The sequence below is a fragment of the Bacillus massilinigeriensis genome (genome assembly GCF_900117315.1).
In the GTDB taxonomy this organism is placed as follows: Bacteria; Bacillota; Bacilli; order Bacillales; family Cytobacillaceae; genus Bacillus_BE; species Bacillus_BE massilionigeriensis.
Genome location: NZ_LT630337.1, coordinates 3,902,330 through 3,924,824 on the forward strand (window position 1 = coordinate 3,902,330; position 22,495 = coordinate 3,924,824).

At 35.7% G+C, this 22,495-nt stretch carries 24 protein-coding genes and 2 pseudogenes; 4 read left to right on the forward strand and 22 right to left on the reverse strand.

Annotated features, from left to right (window positions below; genetic code table 11):
• Positions 1-83: 83 nt before the first annotated feature.
• The 5 genes from BQ6100_RS19245 to BQ6100_RS19265 all read right to left on the reverse strand — a co-directional run bounded on the left by BQ6100_RS19245 (position 84) and on the right by BQ6100_RS19265 (position 3,793).
• On the reverse strand, positions 84-866 hold the full coding sequence (locus BQ6100_RS19245) for a CPBP family intramembrane glutamic endopeptidase (RefSeq protein WP_075983139.1): 783 nt from the start codon (positions 864-866) through the stop codon (positions 84-86).
• A complete protein-coding gene (locus BQ6100_RS19250; protein WP_075983140.1) occupies positions 863-1,054 on the reverse strand; it encodes a hypothetical protein in 192 nt (63 codons plus the stop codon). Before BQ6100_RS19250 ends, BQ6100_RS19245 begins: the two co-directional genes overlap by 4 nt.
• Before the next feature lie 220 nt (positions 1,055-1,274).
• Positions 1,275-2,210, reverse strand: a complete 936-nt coding sequence (locus BQ6100_RS19255) for an alpha/beta fold hydrolase (protein WP_141770173.1) — start codon at positions 2,208-2,210, stop codon at positions 1,275-1,277.
• Positions 2,211-2,357: 147 nt separating this feature from the next.
• Positions 2,358-2,990: a FusB/FusC family EF-G-binding protein gene (locus BQ6100_RS19260; protein ID WP_075983142.1), complete on the reverse strand. Its 633-nt coding sequence runs from the start codon at positions 2,988-2,990 to the stop codon at positions 2,358-2,360.
• A gap of 41 nt (positions 2,991-3,031) precedes the next feature.
• Positions 3,032-3,793: a pentapeptide repeat-containing protein gene (locus tag BQ6100_RS19265; RefSeq protein WP_235816557.1), complete on the reverse strand. Its 762-nt coding sequence runs from the start codon at positions 3,791-3,793 to the stop codon at positions 3,032-3,034.
• A 274-nt stretch (positions 3,794-4,067) separates the two neighbouring features.
• On the opposite strand from BQ6100_RS19265, the gene BQ6100_RS19270 reads away from it, so the two are divergent.
• Positions 4,068-4,676 carry a TetR/AcrR family transcriptional regulator gene (locus BQ6100_RS19270; protein ID WP_159433183.1) on the forward strand — a complete coding sequence of 203 codons (609 nt, stop codon included), beginning with the start codon at positions 4,068-4,070 and terminating at the stop codon, positions 4,674-4,676.
• Between the two features lie 343 nt (positions 4,677-5,019).
• Positions 5,020-5,220: pseudogene (locus tag BQ6100_RS21355) on the forward strand (nucleotidyltransferase family protein); the annotation flags it as partial.
• 223 nt (positions 5,221-5,443) lie between these two features.
• On the opposite strand, the gene BQ6100_RS19280 reads toward BQ6100_RS21355, so the two are convergent.
• The 3 genes from BQ6100_RS19280 to BQ6100_RS21360 all read right to left on the reverse strand — a co-directional run bounded on the left by BQ6100_RS19280 (position 5,444) and on the right by BQ6100_RS21360 (position 6,420).
• A complete protein-coding gene (locus tag BQ6100_RS19280) occupies positions 5,444-5,626 on the reverse strand; it encodes a hypothetical protein (protein WP_075983145.1) in 183 nt (60 codons plus the stop codon).
• Positions 5,627-5,888: 262 nt separating this feature from the next.
• Positions 5,889-6,230, reverse strand: a complete 342-nt coding sequence (locus BQ6100_RS19285; RefSeq protein ID WP_075983146.1) for a hypothetical protein — start codon at positions 6,228-6,230, stop codon at positions 5,889-5,891.
• Positions 6,231-6,270: 40 nt separating this feature from the next.
• Entirely contained in the window at positions 6,271-6,420 is a 150-nt protein-coding gene (locus BQ6100_RS21360; protein WP_159433185.1) for a hypothetical protein, read from the reverse strand.
• Between the two features lie 311 nt (positions 6,421-6,731).
• Here BQ6100_RS21360 and BQ6100_RS19290 point away from each other — a divergent pair, with 311 nt between their 5' ends.
• Positions 6,732-8,447, forward strand: coding sequence for an IS1634 family transposase (locus tag BQ6100_RS19290; protein ID WP_075981344.1), 1,716 nt, complete (start codon positions 6,732-6,734; stop codon positions 8,445-8,447).
• Positions 8,448-8,641: 194 nt separating this feature from the next.
• On the opposite strand, the gene BQ6100_RS19295 is transcribed toward BQ6100_RS19290, so the two are convergent.
• The 13 genes and pseudogenes from BQ6100_RS19295 to BQ6100_RS19350 form a co-directional block, all read right to left on the reverse strand.
• Positions 8,642-9,157 carry a hypothetical protein gene (locus tag BQ6100_RS19295; RefSeq protein WP_075983147.1) on the reverse strand — a complete coding sequence of 172 codons (516 nt, stop codon included), beginning with the start codon at positions 9,155-9,157 and terminating at the stop codon, positions 8,642-8,644.
• Positions 9,150-9,542, reverse strand: coding sequence for a hypothetical protein (locus BQ6100_RS19300; protein WP_075983148.1), 393 nt, complete (start codon positions 9,540-9,542; stop codon positions 9,150-9,152). The genes BQ6100_RS19295 and BQ6100_RS19300 overlap by 8 nt, the downstream gene beginning before the upstream one ends.
• A complete protein-coding gene (locus BQ6100_RS19305; RefSeq protein ID WP_075983149.1) occupies positions 9,514-10,857 on the reverse strand; it encodes a site-specific integrase in 1,344 nt (447 codons plus the stop codon). Before BQ6100_RS19305 ends, BQ6100_RS19300 begins: the two co-directional genes overlap by 29 nt.
• Positions 10,858-10,862: 5 nt before the next feature.
• Entirely contained in the window at positions 10,863-14,108 is a 3,246-nt protein-coding gene (locus BQ6100_RS19310; RefSeq protein ID WP_075983150.1) for a site-specific integrase, read from the reverse strand.
• Positions 14,109-15,320, reverse strand: a complete 1,212-nt coding sequence (locus BQ6100_RS19315; protein WP_075983151.1) for a tyrosine-type recombinase/integrase — start codon at positions 15,318-15,320, stop codon at positions 14,109-14,111.
• A gap of 320 nt (positions 15,321-15,640) precedes the next feature.
• Positions 15,641-15,826, reverse strand: a pseudogene (locus tag BQ6100_RS19320) (3-hydroxyacyl-ACP dehydratase FabZ); the annotation flags it as partial.
• A gap of 269 nt (positions 15,827-16,095) precedes the next feature.
• Positions 16,096-16,395: a DNA-directed RNA polymerase subunit beta gene (locus BQ6100_RS19325; RefSeq protein WP_075983152.1), complete on the reverse strand. Its 300-nt coding sequence runs from the start codon at positions 16,393-16,395 to the stop codon at positions 16,096-16,098.
• A gap of 14 nt (positions 16,396-16,409) precedes the next feature.
• The gene (locus BQ6100_RS19330; protein WP_075983153.1) at positions 16,410-17,252 is read right to left on the reverse strand and encodes a flagellar hook-basal body protein; all 843 of its coding nucleotides are present in this window, start codon (positions 17,250-17,252) and stop codon (positions 16,410-16,412) included.
• A 134-nt stretch (positions 17,253-17,386) separates the two neighbouring features.
• Positions 17,387-17,515 (reverse strand): hypothetical protein, encoded by a 129-nt coding sequence (locus BQ6100_RS21870; protein ID WP_261798582.1) that lies wholly within the window; start codon positions 17,513-17,515, stop codon positions 17,387-17,389.
• Between the two features lie 45 nt (positions 17,516-17,560).
• The gene (locus tag BQ6100_RS19335) at positions 17,561-18,400 is read right to left on the reverse strand and encodes a flagellar hook-basal body protein (protein WP_075983154.1); all 840 of its coding nucleotides are present in this window, start codon (positions 18,398-18,400) and stop codon (positions 17,561-17,563) included.
• A 276-nt stretch (positions 18,401-18,676) separates the two neighbouring features.
• Positions 18,677-19,678: a rod shape-determining protein gene (gene mreB, locus BQ6100_RS19340; protein ID WP_075983155.1), complete on the reverse strand. Its 1,002-nt coding sequence runs from the start codon at positions 19,676-19,678 to the stop codon at positions 18,677-18,679.
• 983 nt (positions 19,679-20,661) lie between these two features.
• Entirely contained in the window at positions 20,662-20,934 is a 273-nt protein-coding gene (gene spoIIID, locus BQ6100_RS19345) for a sporulation transcriptional regulator SpoIIID (RefSeq protein ID WP_075983156.1), read from the reverse strand.
• 398 nt (positions 20,935-21,332) lie between these two features.
• Positions 21,333-21,743, reverse strand: a complete 411-nt coding sequence (locus BQ6100_RS19350; RefSeq protein WP_075983157.1) for a ClpX C4-type zinc finger protein — start codon at positions 21,741-21,743, stop codon at positions 21,333-21,335.
• 177 nt (positions 21,744-21,920) lie between these two features.
• Here BQ6100_RS19350 and BQ6100_RS19355 point away from each other — a divergent pair, with 177 nt between their 5' ends.
• Positions 21,921-22,202, forward strand: a complete 282-nt coding sequence (locus BQ6100_RS19355; protein ID WP_141770174.1) for a hypothetical protein — start codon at positions 21,921-21,923, stop codon at positions 22,200-22,202.
• A gap of 48 nt (positions 22,203-22,250) precedes the next feature.
• Here the strand turns inward: BQ6100_RS19355 and BQ6100_RS21365 are convergent, their stop codons facing one another.
• Positions 22,251-22,388 (reverse strand): hypothetical protein, encoded by a 138-nt coding sequence (locus tag BQ6100_RS21365; RefSeq protein ID WP_159433186.1) that lies wholly within the window; start codon positions 22,386-22,388, stop codon positions 22,251-22,253.
• Positions 22,389-22,495 lie beyond the last annotated feature (107 nt).

A 22,495-nucleotide genomic window follows, 5' to 3' on the forward strand; every position in this document is an offset into this window, starting at 1 on the left:
AAAGAAAAGTAAACTTTTAGTTAGTCTCCCCTATATATGTTCTGTTTGTTTTATCAAGTTAAAATGTTGCTTATGTTGTACTATTACGTGAACAACGAATGCCATACTACATGCAAAAATACATCCCCTAGCATATGGGCAATAATTGCATACTCTAGACCTTTTTTCCAAAATAAATAACCAAAGAAGACACCCATCAATCCATTTAATACTATAGCACGAATAAATAATAAACTAGTAATCTCACCAAAGACAGTTGCAGTTGCTGGTAAATGCCCGAGCCCAAATAATAAGGTCGATACAAGGATCGCAATCCAGTAGATATATTTTGGAATAGGCCTAGACTGCTTCCGATAGGAAATGGAACAAATCCAAACAATTAAAGATAGAAGGAAAAGACGTAATAATATTTCTTCAACAATACCACCATAAAACATAAGCAATCCTATTTTCCACAGACTTACATTCGGTACTAACTGGGTTACAAAATGAGGTTGAAATACCTTTACTTCTAGGACTGCAATGATTAATGTTCCTACTGCACTGCCTAAAATTGCAATCATTATCCATTTCAAAGACAAAGGAACTGTTTTATTTTTATATACTAAACCTCTTAGATAAGAAACATTAAAACCTACACGTCTAGCAAGATGGAGGCCAATAGCTGAAGCAATTAACGTGTAGAGTGTTACCTGAATGACATTTATTATTGCAGCAATTGTAAAGGAGATATGATAGGTCTCAATCAATATATCTAGTAGCCCTATCTCCTTTTGATAAGGAATCATTACTACGGCAGCGAAAGCTCCTAAAAGTGTCAACAGTAATATTAATCTTCCATCCTTTTCAGTTAAGTCTTTTTTCATTTCTCATTTTTCCTTTGTTTAACAAATAATGTTATGGATACAATTAAACAAACAGCTCCAAGTACAGCATTTAATGCTACTTCCCAATCAGTACCAGTGTAGATATTTGAAATGCTCCCTGTAGCAAATAAAATCGTTAAAATTATCCAGAAAGCAACCTTAAATCTGTTATAATACACACTAAACATTTGAAAATTCTCCTTCTCCTACAATTATTTTTGGCTGTTAGCATACTCTTAGAAAGAATTATCAACGTGTACACTCTAAAAAAATGTTATGTTTTTTATGTTGGGTTGCTATTTACTTAATCTTACCTATCCACTTACTTCTCAAAAAGAGAAAAAATAAGAACATTTATAAATCAAATCACAGATTGTCATTTTTCTCAAAATGGCCTTTTTGTATCGTTTAAACAGCCTCATTCTCTTTCAGTACCTTGTTAATCATAAAACTGTTAAATACATCTGGCTCTTCAAAACAAGCCATGTGCCCCGAATTTTCTAGAATCAAGATGTTCTTTCTTGGTGCTTTGACTTTTTGATAAAAAGTTTCAACTAGGTCATGGACAATTTTGTCGTGTCGCCCCATGACAAAGTAAACAGGTACATCTAATTCATATAAACTCTCAGCTATATTATAAGAACATAATTCCTCCCACAAGTGTTGAGAAGTGAAAGAGAATCCTTTAAAGAAATTTAGTCGATCCCTCATGTTAAAATGAGAACTTAACAAGTAATGCATATTGATGAACATAGCATTTTTCTTGTAGGTAACTCCACCTATTTTTGTAAGATAGGTTCTTTGCTTTACCAGTCCATCAATTGATTTATACGAACCATTATTGGGTGCGCCTATTTGCTCTAATTCTAAAATTGCCTTTTTGTCATTCGCTTTAGTGGCATGATTAAAAGTGAATTTATAAGAATTTTCTTCCTCTAAGGGTCGATTAATAGGTTGATTAATTCCCACATAAGCCGTGATTACATCTGGATATTTTTCTACAAATAGTATTCCTAGCAATGCTCCCATCGAGTGACCCATAATATAGACTTTCTTTTTGTTGAAACGTTCTAATAAATGTTGTACTAGTTCATATGCATCAGAGAGTAGTTGTTGCACATTCATAGTTTGTGGGTCGACGTTTTTGTTATAGGACTTCCCACAGCCTCGCTGATCCCAATTCACAACAAGAAAATGTTTTTCTAATTCTCTATTATACTTATGTTGTGCCCCTGTTTGGGGACTTCCTGGGCCACCATGAAAGAATAATAGAATTGGGTTTTCTATACTAGAACCACGAGCAATGTACCATTGTTCAACATTACCTAATGTAACCTTTTCCATAAATTTCAAAGAGAACACCAACTTTCTTTATTATTTAATTTTGTTTACCACAATATTGAGAAAACCCACACTGGTGCTTTCACTTGGCTTGAGTTCTAATCACTAGCTGTTCCATACAGTACTACTTCTACTCTTTATCAGGTTTCATCATTTAAGCAAATCCACAAAATTATTTAATTTGTCTAAAGATGTCAGATTCTTATTGCATGATTGACTATCATGGCATATATAATTTCCTTTTGTCTTAAAAGTTCCTTGTTCTTTTCCTTTTTCTTTAACAAGGAACATCCCAACCTCTTTATGACTATTACATATAGAGCAAACCCCTTTTTGATTCGATGGTGTAAATGAACCTTCTATACCGATCAGCTTACTATCACGATTAATGACGATATACCTTTTATTAGAAGTGGTATCTGTCCAACTTAGATAAGCTATGTCGCGTAAATCTATTTCAGCAAGCGAAGGTACCTTTAACTTCTTAGCTTTAGGAAATAGCTTCTTTATTCCCTGCTCTGACACTTCAAAAGGCATGACATAAGGCTTCAATTGTGATAAAAAGGCTTCTGCCTCTTCTTTATTATCAATTAAAGATATGGGTTGTAATAACTGTGCTTGTTCCTCATCTATTAAAGGAAATAAAACTAAAACTCTTTCTAAAGTCATTGATTTCAAAGCACTCCTCACACCATCATCATTAGCTGTAGCGTGACCATTAACAAGATTTTGTACTTGTCTTTTTATAAAATTAAATTGATCCGTACGAATAAAAGATTTCAATTCTATCACTCCAATAATTTATTGAACTTGACCTAATTCATCTAAACTAACCAATGTAGTGGCGGAGAAACCGATTTGGGTAATTGGGTCATTTTATCACCCTTAGCTGCGTTCACTTGTGCCTGAGTTAGGAAGAAGCTTCCTGTCAAATTTGCCCCACTTAAGTCGGCATCTCTTAAGTCTGAACCAAGAAAATCACACATTCTTAAATCAGCACCTCTTAGGTTAGCAGCAATTAAATAAGCCCCTCTAAAGCTAATACCTTTTAGATTAGCTCTTTTAAAATTTGCACCGATTAAATCAGTGGTCACTCCTTTAGGTTTTAGGTATTTCCCACCCTTTACTTTGGTTCGCACTAATTTGCTTACATCTAGAAGCAAATTACTAATAATCATTCGATGCGCAGGCACATCAAATTCTAAGAGGGACGCTCGACTACCATGCGTAACCATTTCCGTTTCTTCGTATATCTGTTGCAATTCATTATATAAAGGGCGTGCATCCTGTAAGTTTAAAGCCTCCTGTAAGTAATGAAGCATTTCATGAAGTTGCTGCATAATTGGAAATACCCGGAACATTTCATCAGCAATATTCGGAGAATCCCTCCAACTTACCCCTTGAAAGGATTCTTGAGAAACCTTTTGACCTGCTCCATAGCATTCATATACCGTACATCCTTTAAAGCCACTAGTTCTAAGATTTTGGTGAATTTTACACCTATAATTCGATTCAAGGTGTATACAAGGAGTTCCGCCACATTTTTTCATAGCAAAATCGGCAGACTGCGAATAAGGCAACGCCACACAACACAGAGCAAAGCAATTTTCACAATCTGCTTTTAATTTATGAGGCTTATTGTCTTTGTTTATGAGTTGCTCGGTCAACACTTACACTTCCTTCTATTTTTACATGGGTTTGTAAATTTCCAGTAATAATCTTCTTTAAAACTAACTAACGTTAGTATATAATATTATTATATCCATTCATTAGCATATTGCAATATCTATTCAATATTTAGTACTGTGTATAAATAGAAATCTTTTAGATAAAAGAATGACTAAAATGAGGTGTAGAAGTATGACATTAAGCACAAAGGAAAGAATTTTTTATACATCATTGGACCTATTCTCCCGAAGAGGATATAGTGGAGTATCTATACGTGAAATTACTAGAGAAGTAGGGATTAAGGAGAGCTCCTTATATAATCACTATCGTAGTAAAGATGCTATACTGGAGGATATCTTTACCTTTTTTAGAGATGATTTCTCTAAAACGCTACCACCAATTGAAATGTTAGATAATATTTTACAAACTAACTCAGTAGAGGAATTTTTAAAAGCAGGACACAGAAATTTCAAGAAGTATATGGAGAATGAAAACGGGCAAAAAATATGGCGAATTCTTCAAGTAGAGCAATACCGTTCTCCTCTTGCAAGAGAAATAATTATAAACGATTTATTCAAAACAACGATACAATTCCTTGAAATAGTTTTCACAAAATTAATAGACATGAAAAAGATCCGTCCACTCAATCCAAAAATGTTAGCAATAGAGTATCAATATCCTGTTTTCTCCTTACTAACGGAATATAATATTCTAACATTTGATGGGAAGGATACCTCAGAAGTAGAATCCCTTTTAGACCAGCATATTGCTTTCTTTTTAGAAACAATATTAAAAACATAATTCCCTTAAAAAAGCACAGATGATACGCGCGTCATCTGTGCTTCTTATGTATGTAATTGTCCTCCTATATTAATATGTAAATAACGATTACCCGTATAGTTATGCCTCCATAAGATACCGTTGCTGGTAAATCACCCAGTCCAGATTGGAGACTAGATAAAAGGATAGTGTTCCGTTAATTGTCAAAAATATTTAAGTGGGTATTAGTCGATTTTTGTGTCGGATATGAAAGACCCATTAATAAAAGATCTAGAAAAATAATAGAAAAATAATAAAAGCATCAAAAAAATTCTTACAGGAATATGGAATTAAAAAAATTGGCATTTTCTGATCATACGCCCGTAATCAACAACAAAATACTAGTGATGTGGGTATTCTAATAGAATCTGAGTTGGCACTCGGTTTAGAATTGTTGTCTATTAAATATTACTTAGAAGATAATTTAGGCCTAAAGGTTGATTTAGCAACTGAAGCAATGATAAAACCGCAATTGCGAGAGCAAATACTCAAAGAGATTGTCTACATATGGGATGATAACGAATAAAAAGAATGAATAATGATATGACATTCTGATAGGTTTTTACGGGTCTGAGTGTATTTTGAAGCTAAAAATTATATTTTCTAAAAATACCCGTTTTTGCACGTTAGCCTCCTCTTTCATGAAAATATTGGAATTTTACAATTATCACTAAAGCTTATCGGCACACCGGCAACTTCCGAAAGGAGGGAGGAAAGGACCGAGTATTTTCGATAAAAAATGTTCCTAATCATTTTCCAAACCTTTTAAGAAATCCTTCTGGCTCTTCTGCTGAATAGGGTGTATGTTTGGATACCTCATCTATTGAATAGCCACTGTCTACCAACCTCTTTACTACTGTTAACATCTCTTGCAGTATTGCCTCATCGGTTCTGTTATGTTCATCTATTTGAGATTTCTCCCATGTCTTCACTTGAAAAACTCCCTTTTGGATTAATTAATAAACGCTTATTGAAAATAACCTTCCACGTAAATTAAAAGCCCCTCATATACCAATATCCGTTCCTGTTTTAAAGCAGCTCTTAGTTATGAACTAAATCTGACATCTCATCGGGATTATCTGTCTAATAATTTACGCAAAGTATCCTCACACGCAAATGCTTGAAAACGCCCTTCTTCCTTGAACTCCCCATTATAAAACTTGTAACGTACAGACCAAATAGAACCTGTATCGATTACACGAAAAAAATATATAAAGTATTGTTCTTTTTATCGAATTTATGCTCGTGTTCTACCTTGCTATATTTACCGAATTTCAAGACTTCATTCTCCACGATTTCTAAACATCTTCGCGCCATCTCTGCTTCTTCCAAAGTTTCTAATAACTCTTTTCTTGTTACCGTAGGTAAGCTTTTAACCATGGTTTCTATCCCAAGATCAGCCATAAGTAGGTAAAGCATTTTCATTTGTTGTTCGTCAAAGATGCCATTGTTTTCGTATATCTTCAATTTATCTAAGTATTCTTGGTAGTGTTGACATGAGATCCCTTGTGGCTCTCTACGCGGGATTAGTTCCATTTGCAACGCCCCTTAATTTTGAATTCTATGTAATAAAAGTTTAGTCTTTATCAACTTCATTTTGTTGACATATTTCTGTGACTAATTTCCATAAAGCATTATTTTCTTTATCTTTAGGCTCTAATCGCTTACAAAGTCTTTCTACAGCCAATTTAACTTCTTCGGACACGCCTTCGTCTTTATCATTCACTTTTCACGGCCCCCTATATTATTTGACGCAAGAGTTTTCCCATTATCTTATATAATGTAATATTAACATAAAGGGGCGTGATTTGATGCTACGAAAAGAAGTAGAAGAATTCGATGAAGCTTTTCCAGATGGTGTTTTTGCGTTTCCTCCTGATCCTCAGGAACCCGGGAGTTTTACACCTAATTCAAATAAAAAGTGACTGTAAGCCTACGTAGGCTTATATTTTTTTGTCAAATAATACACATAAATATTGCGTACTAATCCGTACAATGGTACAATTAGAGTATATTTCATGTACGGTGGGGATATTTATGCGTGTCAAAAAAAGTGTTTCTAAAAATTCAACCTCTTATTCAATTATTAAAGACGTGTACCGAAACGGAAAAAAATCTTCTAAGGTCGTTGAAGCTTTGGGAAATGATGATGACATTCTAGAAAAACATCCTGGTGTAGATCCATATACGTGGGCAAAAGAATATGCCATGGAATTAACTCAAAAGGAAAAAGAAAGTAGCCAAAAAGTGATTGTCAAATTTAGCCCATTGAAACAGATTGCGTTGGATAAACAGAGGCAATTCAATATAGGGTATCTTTTTCTGCAAACGATTTATCACGAGTTAAAATTAGATACAGTTTGTCAGCGGATTTCCCAAAAATATGATTTTGATTATGATCTTAATGAAATTCTTTCACGTCTTCTTTTTTTGCGGGTTCTACACCCCACATCCAAAAAAGGAACATTCGAACATGCAAAAGATTTACTTGAGCCTTCTCATTTTCGGTCACATCAAATCTATCGAGCATTAGGAGTCCTTGCGGAGCAATCTGACCATATTGAAGAGATGGTTTATAAGAATAGCCTAAATGTTGTCAATCGTAATACGCAGATTCTCTATTATGACTGTACAAACTTTTTCTTTGAGATAGAAGAATCCGAAGGCATCAAGCAGTATGGCGTTTCAAAAGAAAACCGTCCCAATCCTATCGTTCAAATGGGACTATTCATGGATGGTTCCGGTCTTCCTTTGGCTTTTAGTATGACACCCGGAAATACAAACGAACAAACAACATTGAAACCATTAGAACGTCGCATCCTGAAGGACTTCCATCTTTCAAAATTTGTTGTATGTACAGATGCCGGTCTCTCCTCTAACAGTAATCGGTTATATAATACCCGAGGAAAACGTGCCTTTGTGACGACACAATCCATTAAAAAGCTTAAGAAATTTCTCAAGGAGTGGGCATTAGATTCCAAAGGATGGCGAATATCTGGGAGTAATCAAGAAGTAAACTTGGATGATATTCGAAAGCTCGAAAATGACGAACGAATGTATTACAAAGAGCGATGGATAAAAGAAAATGATTTGGAACAGAAATTAATTGTTACCTATTCCCCTGTTTATGAGCGATACCAATCGTCCATTCGAGATAATCAAGTCGAGAGAGCGATTAAGAAAATGGAAAATCCGAACTCATTAAATAAACCCCATCAAAATGATCCTAAAAGGTTCATTAAGGCAACACATGTTACAAACAATGGCGAAATTGCCAACAAAACTCAAGCAATCCTAAATCAAGAACAGATTGATAATGAAAAAATGTATGATGGATTTTATGCAGTATGTACAAATCTAGAGTCTACTGTTGAGGAAATCATCAAAATTAATCATGGAAGATGGGAGATTGAAGAGACGTTTCGTATATTAAAAAGTGAATTTCGATCTCGGCCTGTATATTTACAAAAGGACACCCAAATAAAGGCACACTTTCTAACCTGCTTCCTATCTCTATTGATTTATCGTATTTTAGAGAAAAAATTAGATGAGCAATTCACATGTCATGAATTAATCAACACGTTGAAAGAGATGAAAATGTTGGAGACAGATGGGGAAGGATACATACCTACATATACTCGAACAAAGGTTACAGATGCTTTACACGATGCCTTTGGCTTCAGAACTGATTTTGAAATTGTAACCCAAAAAGAGATGAAAAAAATTTTAAAACAAACAAAAAAGGTAAAATAGTACGCAGTTTTATCTATAAAAAAACCGCCAAAAACATTGACTTACCAATGGTTTTGGCGGTTTTAAGTGTCAAACTTGAGATTAAGAGACTACTGGGGTCAATTCTCCAGTAGTCTCTTAATAATGTAAATTGGTGGTTTGTTATATTAAAATATCATTCATATTGAAATTAATATATTGTTCATTAACACAACCTATATCCTTTTGTTTTTAGCATCCTCACCCTTTACAGGCAATATATGTTTTTCAAACATACCCCAAATATTGTCAACCTTTTCCTTTGTCATTCCTCTAGCAATTAACTGATCTATTAAATAATCAAAACCACCCAATAAAAATTGGTTTTGTTTTTCAATTTCATCGAATTTTTGTACTTTTAGACGTAATTTCCCAATTTCTTTAGTAGCATCCTCTAAAGAGGTTGTTAATCTATGATTTTCAATCTGTAATAATTTTATTTGTTCTGTTGCAGCTTTTAAACTTTCCTTTTCTCTAGACTTTGTTACCGGAGATGCTTTACGTTTACCATGTTTTTTGTCTCGACGTTTTTGGATTTGTTTTGCCCATTCGGGATAATTATGATAGATTGTGCTAGTACCAACGCCTGCAACCCTTGCAAATTCTGCCATAGTTGGATGCCTATCATTTTTAATGATATTATCCCAGGCTTCTTGTATTTTTTTTAAAGTGGCTTCTTTATCTCTAGCCATTACCTTTACTTCCCTTCTGCACTTCTTGTGCCTCCTGAACAATTTGCTCATAGCGATTGATTATAGCGTTATACTGCCCTATTACTGGTGAATTAGGGGATTCCTTTAGGGTGTCTTCATAATCCTCTAAAATTAAATCTAAATCTTCTTTAATTATTGGTAAAAATTCTGGGGCAGTTAGATGGTATTTGCAACCACAGCCATCCTCACCTATCCAACATGAGTTACCTGTTGGACATCTCCCTTTTTCGATTTCTAAAAAACAATATCCAAATTCAGTAAATTGAATAAACATACCATTTTCACGAGCACGTTTTAATTCCTCTGGAGAAAGTTTATCTAACCTGATTTCTTTGTTATATATTAAATCTTTTCCATAACCCATTAACTCTTTTTTTTTCAGTCGCTTTCTGAAAATCAGCTGCTGCAACTTCATCATCAGTTGAATAAACTATGGTCATATCAGTCGAGAGATGTTTTGCATCATTTTGAATCGTCCCAATTCCAGCTCCACCCATACGCAACTGCTTAAACCGAGTGTGACGAAGACTATGTAGTTTAAATTTATATATTTCACCATCCTGGATTATGTTGTACCTTTCCAAGAAACCAGGACGCCATACACCTTCAACAGAGTTTTTATACCCATTCACCCAGTTCCTAAAGCTTTTATAATGAATTGGGTGGGCATGAGGCCCTCCCCCCGGATTCCTAAATCCCATTACCAGAAACAATTTATTCTTGTCTTCTTCGTCTACATACTCAAGAAGGTCTTTTCTTAATTCTTTAACATATTTAACTGCTTCCCTTACTTCCTGATCAAGTGGAAAAGGTATAAAAACATCTTGTTCGTCCAAATCAGTCTTTGTTTCTTTCCATGTTAGCCAAACACCTGCTGCTTCCCCTGATGTTGGTTCTTTTAACGGATCTTTATCAATCATCAAAACATGAGAGGTCCTTCTTCCAGATGCAATAAGGATCTTTAATGCCTGACAATAAATTAGGTAATTCTTTGCATTGGTTTTTCTATTCCCACAGTTATCTTTTGCAGTTCTTAGTATATTTTTTTGACGTTCTTCCTCCTGAGATATAGCACTCATTATTTGTTTAACAGTGTCAATAGGTACATCTTTTGTTTTATAGTCTGAATATGATCGAATGATTTTTTTTGACCTCGAAATAAAATAGGTTGGAAATCCAAAATTATCTTGGGTCATACCTGGCCGATATTTATGCATAAATTTGGAAAACCCTCTAAGATGTCCCTGCTTTTTCGCCTTTACGTCGTTTGAATCTGTCTTTGTTTTCAACCATTTCAAGAATGACTTTCCCACATGAAAGTCGAGTTGTTTTACAGATAATATGTCCGGACGATTTTCTATTAAAAATTCAGCAAAGTTTATACAAGCCTGTAAATGATTGTATATTGTTAAATTTGTAAACTTTTTTACCGTTAATAAATTTTCAATGTAATCTTGAACAAAATGCCTTATCCATAGTGGAAGAGAACTGAAATCCAATTTAGGTCCTCTCATAGCCAAAGTCTCACGAAAATGCAAGTCCCATATTTCACTTCTTACACTAAATCCGCAACCTGGGATGATTTCATTATTCTCGTCAATAAATATCTTTAAATCCTGATTTTTCTCTTCCTCTACTATATTTTCGTTTCGAAACCTATTACTTAAATCCTTTTGCAAGTAATTTACCTCGCTTTCTTTTTGTAGGCCGTTCTCCTACGAGGGCGTTTTTCATCACTTCCGTTACCATCTTCCTTCAATTCCCTTTCTTTCTTTTTATCTATCGCATCTTCAATTCGAAATATATATGCTTCTAATTGCTGAACTCTTCGAAGTCGAGATTGTTTAACCCTTTCTGATTTTGCTTCCTCATACTTTTTCATATACTTCTCTTTTTCTGCATAATAAAACGGCAATTTGCGTGCTTCTACAATTAAAAAGTTGCACTCTAGACAAGAAGGTGCTCGAACACATGAATCCGCAAGGGTTTCAGTCTTTTTAGGTACATTACAAACGCCTTCCTTTAAATCTCGTTCAGGATTGACCTCTAATGCTTTTTGCACCTCAGGTAGCTCATCTGCTATGTCATAAACTATATTCCTATAAGCAAATGCGAGTTCAAGTGCATATACTCTTAATGCCTTAGAAACCTGGTAACTCAAATTAATTCGGTTTAAAGCTGTATAATGTCTTTCAGTTGTTTCAACTCGAGTATGCCCCAATGCTTGCCTTACAACTTCTCTATTATCAGTTGACATTGCAAGAATAGATCCAAAAGTCCTCCGTAAATTCTTACCATTAAGTTTTAGCTCATCCCTAAGCCCATGTCTCTTTTTAAAGTAATAGGTTGCGTTTTGCAAATCATTTGCAGTTGCAGCCCTAGCAATATACTTACCAGAATTCACTCTTATATAGCAAACGGCAAATAATTTCGTGTCCAATTCTTTCCTAGCAGGTTCTGACCACTGAAGATAATATTTAATAGCATCTAATGTACTTTTATCAATTGCTACATAGCGTTCAGGCTTGTTTCCAACATCTATACAATGAATGGTATGATGTCCATTTTCCTTATCTTCTATAATGTCATCAACTTTCAAAGCAAGTATTTCCTCGGGCCTAATGCCATGTCTAATTCCTAAACGTATATAAATAACAGCAAGCATATCTGCCACACCTGAAGGTTTTTTATAAAGTGTTCTTTTAAGCGCATCGCCAACTTGTTCACAATCGACATATTCACGAGCTAATGCTTCGAGAACTTCTTCTAAATCTTTTATAGAGAGAACTTTCTTCGCATTCCTTTCAAAAGCTTTTCTCATCATATTTTTGTAAGCACCATTCTTAAACTCTCGTATTCTCTCAACAGTTTTCATAGTTACTTCAGGCCGTTCTAATTCTCTAGCAGCCACTAGAAAACCATCGGCTAAATCGGTAAGAATTTCTCTTCTCGCAGTCTCAGTTTCTACTATAGGTAAATCAGCGAAAGATATAACTTTAAGCGCCTCTTCAAATTGACCAAAATCGCTTTCTGTTAATTCATCAAAGCTATCAATACTCCGATTCTCACCTAAAATTTCACCAGTCTCTAAATCAAAAACAGGAAATGAAAGCCACTCATGAAACCTTTTTGCATTTCTAATAATTGCCCCAGTCTCGAGAATTTTGTCTTTATCGAATATAGTTTTGGCCACCGTTTGCCAAAATTCCAGCCATTCATCTGGTATGTATTCCCAGGAAAGGTTAACACTATAATCTTTCTCATGACGAGTGTAAGTAATTTGCCAATCCCCATTTGTTAATATATATAAAATTGAATCCGAAGTATTTCTTCGCATAAATGTTTTATCTGGTTTTAGAAGTTCTAGACGTTCATTAACCTTAAAAACCCACTCTTTATAATACACATACATATGAGATTTACTTAGTCCGGACATCTCTGCAAACTCCGTCATAGTCGGATATAAATCCTTCTCTATAATCTCGTTCCAAGCACTTTCTAGTCTTTCATTAGCACTTACAAAAACACTCTCATTACGTTGAAGAATTTTATCTGCCCATTCACGATAACTTCTTTGAATAGTGGTCACATCGACATTTGCCATTGTTGAGAACTCACTTAAGCTTGGATATAATCCCCCACTAACAATCTCTTCCCATGTATCCTTTATTCTAGTAAGAACATCTCGCAAATCGCCATCCTTATACCTAAAGGTTATTTTATCTGCCCATTCGGGGTAGTAATATCTGATGCTATCACCACTAATTCCCGCCATAATGCCAAATTGCATAACTGACGGATTTAGTTTTTCCTCAATTACCTTTTCCCAAGTGGCTTCAATTTTTCTTAATATACTCATTTCTTTATAGTGCTTTTTTATTTTAGTTTCCCATGTTCCATATTTTCGTGTAATTTCTTCTTCGCTTACCCCGGACATATCGCAAAACTCCGATAAATCTGGATACAATTCTTCTTTCAGAATTCTATTCCAGGTTTGTTCTATTTTCTCTAATATTCTATCTATTTTTCTTTCGTTCTCATATCTGTTTATTATTTTTTGTTTCCATTCGGGGTACCTACTTATTTGAGTTCTAGATACACCCGAAATTTCAGCGAACTCAGTCAGAGTTGGAAATATATCTTCCTCTATAATTTTTTCCCATGTTTCTTGAATTTTCCCTATTGAAGTTACTTTTCTTCTACCGATTCCTTTTTCCTCATACCTATTTATAACCTTTCTTTGCCATTCCGGGTGTTTGGTTAATGCACTCCTAGAAACACCTGCTATATCACAGAATTCCTTTAAATATGGATAAAGATCTTCCGCTATGATTTTATCCCATGCCTTTTTAATCTTTTCTTCTGTTCTTTTTACTTTTTTATTAATCCCTTTATCTTCATGTCTATTTAATATTTTCTGTTGCCACTCTGGGTGTTTTCTTATAGCCGTTCTTGATATACCAAATAATTCCGAGAAGTCAGTTAAATTTGGATACAAATCCTGTTCTACAATCATTTCCCAAGCTTCTTGAATTCTTGTCAGTGTTCTATCTATTAATTTGTTAGTTCCTTTTTCTTTGTATCTGTTTTGTATTTTTTCATACCACTCTGGGTATCTTCGTATAGTTCGGTTTGGTACACCCGAAAGTAATGAGAAGTCCGACACACTAGGATATAAGTCTTCTACTAGGATCCTTTTCCAAGCCTCTTGAATCTTTTTTAGTGTTCTTTCTTTATCCTGTCTATATCTTACACCGTTTTGTTTATATCTTTCTTTTACCTTCTGATTCCATTCGGAATATTTTCTCAATGTATTAGCAGAAATACCTGCCAAATTTGCAAACTCAGATAAACTTGGAGATAAATTCTCATGTAATACTTTTTGCCACGCCTCTTGAATTTTATTTATGATTTCCTTACTTTCTTTCACCTAATAACCTCCAAAAAACTTCGTGTGCCCCCATACCTTTTCTTCAAGATGATTTCTAACTACAGCATTATCAAGATGAGTATAAACAAGGGTACTTTCGATTGAGGCATGTCCCAACAAACGTTGAACAGTATCCAACGGTACCTCCAAACTCGTCATCTCAGTTGCATAGGAATGTCTAAATATATGGGGATAAATATGAGCGTCTAACCCTACCCCATAGTCAGGATTATTCATTTGATTTAACAAATTTCGTAAAACTTCTGTAGTAAAATAATGACCTAGTCGATCTGGGTGTATATTAGCTAGTAAAAAGGTATGATGTGATGCTTCGGGCGGTCTCTTTGCTTTCCATGAGTTTATCGCCTTTGCAGTAAAAGAAGTAATTGGAATTTTACGAAATCCAGTTTTTAAATTCACTCCAATTTTACGAAGCAATTCCTTATCATATTTCTCTTCAATTTCATTTGGATAAGGGAGTTTAAGCCAATAATTTACTTTTCCTTCTACTTTTTCTGATTCAAGACAATCCAGTTGTAACGATACTAACTCTCCTTTTCTCACACCTGAGCCAATTAATATTTCAAAAGCACATAAATACAGGCTTCTTTGTGGAAAATCATAATAATCTTCATATGTATCATTAATCCATTTTCTAATAGCAACTATTTGTTCTCCTCTAAGAAATTCAGGTAGTTTATCTTTTATTTTAGGCAATATATCTTTTAAAACGCTTATTTCGACTATATTTTTTATCCCTCTTAGCATTCCTCCACGACGCATTATTTTCCCACTCTTAACCTTTTTTAAGAGCTTAATTTGATCACTTGGGGACATGCACCATTCTATAAAACGAATAGCAGTACCACCGTATTGATATACAGTATTCTCAGAAAGAACTTTATTTTTGTTGTCCATGATTTCATCAGGATTATGGTTAAAATTCTTTAGATGTTTAATATAATCTTTTAGTACCTTAGGTGTCATATCTTCGAGCATTATATCTGATTCATGCAACCAGCCATAAAAGACAAAAAGATGTTGTGTATATGAGTTAAGAGTTTGTTCTGATTTAGCCTCTTGGATTTCTTTTAAGTAATCAGTAACTTCGAGTAAAGGAAGACCATTTCTACATATCGTTCTTAATGGCTTAACCATAAAAGGTTCCTCTTTCTGTATTACCATTATTGTTTTTAATTCTAATCCTCCCATAAAAACCTCCATTAATTTTAAATCTTTCAAACTATTATTTTTCTTTAATTATAATGCACACTAATATTAAGTTCCAACTAAATTATAAGCATATAATTCAATATTTTAATAAACACATAAATAACAACAAATAACCGACTTCTAAATACACATACAAAATGTATAGCACAATAAAAAAAGAGAGAGCATTAGCCCTCTCACAAAAAACACACTGGAACACCATATTATTAAAAACCAAAATGCATGTGTATCTTGGTTTTTAGCTTAATAATCAACTAGAAACATATAATTAGAGATTAATAAATTATAACCCCTTATAATTCAACGATCAAAACCCCTGGCATGACCGGGTAATCAGGAAAATGTCCATTGAAAAATTCTTCATTTGCCGTGACATTTTTAATACCCACTGCTCTTTTTCCTTCTTCTACTTCTAAAATTTTATCAACTAATAAAAAGGGATAACGATGTGGAAGGATTTCTTTCATTTGAGTAATATCTAACATTTTAGTACCTCCTACTAATATTAGGTTCTGTGTACATTGTAAAGGATGATCCCTAAAATGTCCAAATTCAATTCTAAAGAATTCTCTCTTCCTTTTTGGTCAAGAATAAATGAAGGGTTGCTTTAAATTTCATCTGATAGTTTCCATTTACTTACAGGTGCCTGTCACCCTAGTTACCCCAGTTCAAAAAAAGGAAGGGAGTGCTCTGTCTCCCTTCCAGTGTGTGGTGACTGTTATTGATAGCGGTCACCGGGGTGGTGATTGTCACGCTATTTTTCTTTTTTGACTAGGTCTACCATATGTGTCCAGGTTGATTTTTGGAAGACGTCGCCGGCTTTTCCGTCGCCTAGGACGCTGTAGCCAAAAATTGCACCGATCATGACGGCAAAGACAATCATAATGGCAACAATGACGACACGAAGCCAGACGGGAATTAGGCGAACGCGAATTCTTTTTCTTCTTTCACTTAATTTTTCCGTTTGGTTCTCACGATCACGATTATGCTCACGTTCCATTTTGACTTGTTCACGTGTAACCGAAGCTTCATGGCTATTGTTGTTTACAGACATATTTTTAACCCCTTTTAGCGAATTCCGTTCACAAGTCCTAGCATTTGATCAGCTAAGGTGACGGAACGAGATTGAAATTGGTAGGCTCTTTGGACATTTATCAAATCGGTCATTTCTTTAGAAAGGTCGACGTTGGATTGTTCTAGCGCGCTTCCTTGGATTCCGATTTGCTCTCTTAATGGTCCATTTAATTCAGTGAGAATATCCTCAACGGTAGCGTCGAGCTCAGCATAATTGTATGGCAATCCGAAAAGATTATTTCCCTTTTGCTCTAGGAATTGCGGTTTATTGACTTGGACTACGCCTAAATTATAGGTTTGAACCCTGCCGTTCGTCATATTGGCCACTAGTTGGCCATTCCCGGTCACTGTATATTCCTTCACATCTCCTGTAATGGTGATGGGATTATCATTTTCGTCGAGAACAGGAAAACCGTCACCATTCACGAGCATGACTTCATCTTCCCCCACTGGCGATAGATAAAGGGCACCGTTTCTCGTATAGTTTATGTTGCTTTCGTTGCCATCTTGCACAAGTACCTTATAAAGCTGCCCCTCTTTTGTAAAAGCAGTATCGAGTGTGCGGGATGTACTTTTAATCGCACCAAGTGACATTACAATCTTTGATTGAGCAAGCTTGGCACCATTTCCTTGACGAATTCCGTTTGGTGTTAAGCGGCCAATCTCATTTTGTTCGATTGGCTGGTTGTTTACCTGCTGAACCAGTAAATCGGTAAATTGCGATTCTTTTCGCTTATATCCAGTGGTGTCGACGTTAGCGATATTATTGCTGATGATATCCATTTGTTTCTGCAATTGTGCAAGTGTGTTTGTTGCTGTAAGCATTGTGCGGTTCAATTCGTTTCCCCCTTCCGTTCTAGCTGGATTCAGCCAAGCTGTTTTGGTCTAACATGCAATAGTCTTATGTTAATCTGAACGTTTCAAGTTCACGTTCACTTGCGAATGTTGACATGAGCCGTTTAAGCTCACATTCACTTGCTTAATATTAATCCAAATAATTCAAATCCACTTTTACTTGCCAATATTAATCCGAGCAATTCAAATCCACGTTCACTGCCGAATATTAATCCGAACAATTCTATTTCACGTTCACTTGCCATATGGTGGTCTGAACAGTTCCATCCTAACATAACATAGCCAAATCGTTATCCGATTCTCCCAATCTCATTTGCCGCCTTTTCCATACTACGGTCATAAGCTTGAAGTACCTTCTGGTTAGCTTCAAATGCACGATAAGAAGTAAGCATGTCCGTCATTGTGCGGCTGACATCGACGTTGGAGCCTTCAATGAAGCCCTGTTGCATTTTAAACTGAATTCCTTCAGCATTATACGCGCTTTCTAGCGGGTTTCTGTTCGCTGTGCGATACAGACCGTCGCCTTCTTTTATTAATTGAAGAGGATTATCTGAAAAACCAATTCCGATTCTTGCTGTTTCTCCATTTTCTCCTGTAATTAAGCCGTTTTCGTCGACGGTAAATTTATCGCTGGAGAGTTGAATTCGATCTCCTTGATCATCTAAAACGTACTGCCCACTCGCAGTGGTTAAATAACCTAAGCCATCGAGAGTGAAATTCCCGTTTCTCGTATAGCGTGGATTTCCGTCTGCACTTTCAACGGTAAAAAATACAGAGCCTCTCTGCCCGTTTTCTTCATTCGCAGGAATATTGATATCTACTAACGCAAGGTCTGTGCTTAGGCCGGTATCACGAAGATCTCCTTGAATGAACTTAGGCATAGCCTCTTGCATGTATACGCCTGTGTTTAAATAGCCTACACGGTTCGTAGTCGGAAGACTGAAGCTATCTTCTGTTGGGACCGTTTTTTGGTCCATTCTATTTAACAACATCGCTGGAAATGACCTCATGGAAGATTGGTCTGCTTTATATCCAGGTGTGTTGGCATTTGACATATTATTGGTCAGCATTTCTGTTTTGCGCTGCTGGGCAAGCATACCAGATGCTACGGTATAGAAACCTCTAAACATATGATCACCTCAGGTAAAATATGAGCAGCGTTTCAATTGCTTAAAAATGCAGCAGTTCCGGAGCGCGTGCTCAAAATTATTTTTATCAAAAATTCTTTCTTTTTCATAGACAGACTTTCACTTATATCTATTATAAAAAAATATACACGAATAAACATTAATTTTTTGCAGAAATAGGTCGAAATACATAAAAAAAAGTGACCAACATTGGGAAAAAATATGTTTCCTACCAATGCAAGCCACTTTTTTGTCAAATACTTGGGGTATTCGACAAGCTTAGCCTAATCTTCTTTTTGGAAGTTTATCAATATTGTCGAGCATAATTCCTGTTCCAACTGCCACACAATCCATTGGATTTTCAGCAACTAATACAGGAACCTTTAATTCTTCAGCAAGGAGCATATCAATTCCGTGTAAAAGCGCTCCGCCTCCTGTTAAAATAACGCCACGATCAATAATATCCGCTGATAATTCAGGTGGTGTACGTTCTAGCACGCTTTTTGCTGCTTGGACGATAACGGCAACAGATTCACGAAGAGCATGTTCGATTTCTTCAGAACGAACAGTAATGGTTCTTGGTAAGCCTGAAACCATGTCACGACCGCGAATTTCCATTTCCTCATGACGAGAATCTTGGAAGACGGTTCCGATATTAATTTTAATATCCTCAGCTGTACGTTCCCCAATTAATAGCTTGTATTCACGTTTAATATATTGAAGAATTTCATTGTCAAATTTATCTCCGGCCATTTTGATGGAAGAGGATGTAACGATATCACCCATGGAAAGAACTGCAACATCAGTTGTTCCACCGCCGATATCAACAACCATATTCCCACTTGGTTGGAAGATGTCCATTCCGGCACCAATTGCTGCTACCTTTGGCTCTTCTTCTAAGTAGATTTTCTTTCCGCCGCTCTTTTCCGCTGCTTCCTTGATAGCCTTTTGCTCCACACTTGTAATGTTTGTTGGGCAACAAATTAAGATGCGCGGTTTAGAAAGAAAGCCTTTAACATTTAATTTATTAATAAAATGCTTTAGCATCGCTTCTGTTACGTCAAAATCTGCGATAACTCCATCTTTTAACGGACGAATGGCCACGATATTACCTGGTGTACGACCAACCATCTTTCTAGCCTCTTCACCTACAGCCAAAACTTTGTTAGTAGAGCGATCAATCGCTACAACTGATGGTTCATTTAGTACGATTCCACGGCCCTTGACATGAATGAGTACATTAGCCGTTCCTAAATCAATTCCTATATCCCTAGCAAACATTCCAATATTTCCTCCTTGAGCAAATAGTCCGGTTCGACCTGTGATCACCTAATTTATCAGACTCATATTCAGCAGCATACTCTTGCAGTTTTTTTCTATTTCCTAATGCTTGTTGCCACTTCAATCCTATCCTCTGGCGCCAACAAGTGAACTACATTTATTAAATTAGAATCGAGTTCTACCCTAATTGAATATTCTATCATACTTTGCAAGAAGAAAGTAACATTTTGTCAAATTTTGACCAATCTTATGGCAGAATCATGGCTATTTTCCTTAGTTTGGCCAATTGGTGGGGAGTCTAGTCTTTATTGGGGTGGGTTTGGTGGGGGTTGGGCCTTGGGACCGGGTTGGGTTTTGGGATGGGGGTTGGGTTTTTTTGGGAGTCTGGTCTTGGGATGGGGTTGGGCCCTGGGACCGGGTTGGGATTCGCTTGGGGAATGGGTCTTGGGTGTCTGCTTGGATAGTGGGTTAACACGAATATTTTTGTGGTTTATGTAATTGGGGTTATTGCAGGGGTGGGCAAATACAAGGAATTTGCGTTTTCGCGGATAAATTTCGATAATCGCGGATATATCTCTAGAATCGCGGATAAATTGAAATAATCGCGTAAATATTGCTGAAAATCGCGGATATGTTTGAATTATCGCGGATATGTTATTCTCGGGGCTGATGTTTATGCTATATTTTTTCATGGTAATATCAAATTCCCACGAATCCACTGGAAATCCGCCGTTTTTTTGGTTAATTTACGATAATTTTGGGTTTTGCTGGCCGATTTTTTTAATAAAGCCCAATATTTATTGTAATAATTTTCAGCGAATCCCACTGATATTACACAACACACATGTTTCTGGAACAATTTTTATCAAATCGACATCTCCAGAAGGTCACACCGAAATACAAGAATCTAGCTCTCCCCTGTATCAAAATAGCCTAGCCCAACCAATCCTAGCTTGATCAGACTAGACTGTTAAAATCTAATTTTATTGGACGGGCTCGCCTTCTAGCTCTTCCTTCTTATACTTTAGTTTTGTTGCCTCACCTCCGCGTAAATGTCGAATTGATTTATGATAATCTAATATTTCCTTCACTTCATTTGCAAGCTCTGGATTAATTTCAGGAAGCCTTTCTGTCAAGTCTTTATGGACCGTACTTTTGGATACGCCAAACTCCTTCGCAATTACGCGAACCGTTTTTCTCGTCTCCACGATATACTTTCCAATCTTGATGGTTCTCTCTTTGATGTAATCGTGCACACCACTCGCCCTCCCTAAAATGGATGTGAGGAGTGTGAAATGAGACTCGCTTTTACCTTCAACAAACCATCTTCTGCCATTACAAAAAATAAACAGATCCTAGGCCATATTCACTTCGGTTACTGTTCAAACGATCCCCCACCTCAAACACTCTCTTTATAGGTTTGTAACAGTTTATTAGCTTGGATACGGGATTATGCACGAAAAACGTAATAGGGACAAGGTATTGTGGAAATTTTTTGAAAATAGGACAGAAAAGGGCTTCGCCAGAATTATGACTTATTTTTCTTTCTTTTTGGCTGTGTTAAATGTTAATGTTGATAATTAGAAATATGGGAAACCAAATTATAAAGGTTTTCCAATTTTGTTAAAGTAACAACCTGCTTGTTAGAGAGAGTTTAACCTTCTGAGGAATTTGATTTAATAACTTCTGCACCAAACTCTAAGCATTCAATGCATATAGAAACTCCTGGTCCCATCGCTAATTCTCCGACTTCTTCTTTACTTCTACGACAAAAAGAACAAGTTGCAACGTGTTCTGTATTGTTTATACTATTTGGATTTGAAGTTTTCTCTATAGCATTGTACAGTTCATCAATTACTTTCGGCTCAATATAATCGAAATCGCCTTTTAATTTCACTTCAATTGTTGTATAAGCAATAGCCATTCCCTCATAAAAACGTTGTCTTTCTAATTGGTCACTACTTTTAGATTTCTCTTCACATAACGAGCTTAGCTTCTCTAATTCCAAGATAATATCTTCAATTTTTGCACCTCGAAATGTTTTTTTACGAAAATCTTGTCCCATTATTTACACCTCCTATTTTATATGTACACATTTGTATACATATGTTGTGAGATTTATTCTTCAAACCTATAATTTTTTCCTTTAATTTTTCAAATATTATTGGAATAAACTTACACTTCACACTCTGGAAAAAAACCTGCGAAGACCCGAAAAGGAAATAAGTATCTTCGAAGTACTTTGGTGGAAACCGCGCATGCCATAGGTCGGAAAAAAGATCCTAATTTTTTAACTTCAAAATACCATCGGCTCGCTTCGAGGCGAGGGAAAAATCGGGCAGCAGTATCTATTGGTTCTGGGGTCATCAAAATTATTTACCACATCCTCAAGAATAAGGAGACATACCAGGAATTAGGTGCTGACATTTTTGACAAAAGAAGGGAAGAGACACTCGTAAGGAGAGCTGTAAAAAAATTAAAGACACTAGGTTATGAAGTAGAGCTTCAAAAAACTAGTTCCTAAACGCATCACAAACTAAGTATGGGCAATTTTAAAAACTACACTTTGCCCTTAGCCCCCTATCCCTTTTTTTGCCTTTTTACCGTAAAGGGGGTTTTCAGGTAGAGCTTTCTTTTTTAAAAAAATGTACTCTCTCTTTTCGACAAACTTCATAAAAAACGACACATATGTAATTTTTTGTAAATTCATCGTCCCTTTCCCCGACAAATTTCCCGAGAAATATTCAAATCCTCCTAAATTCCCCTATGGTGCGATAATCTATGATATTTTTCCCAATTTGTCATCATATTTGGGTC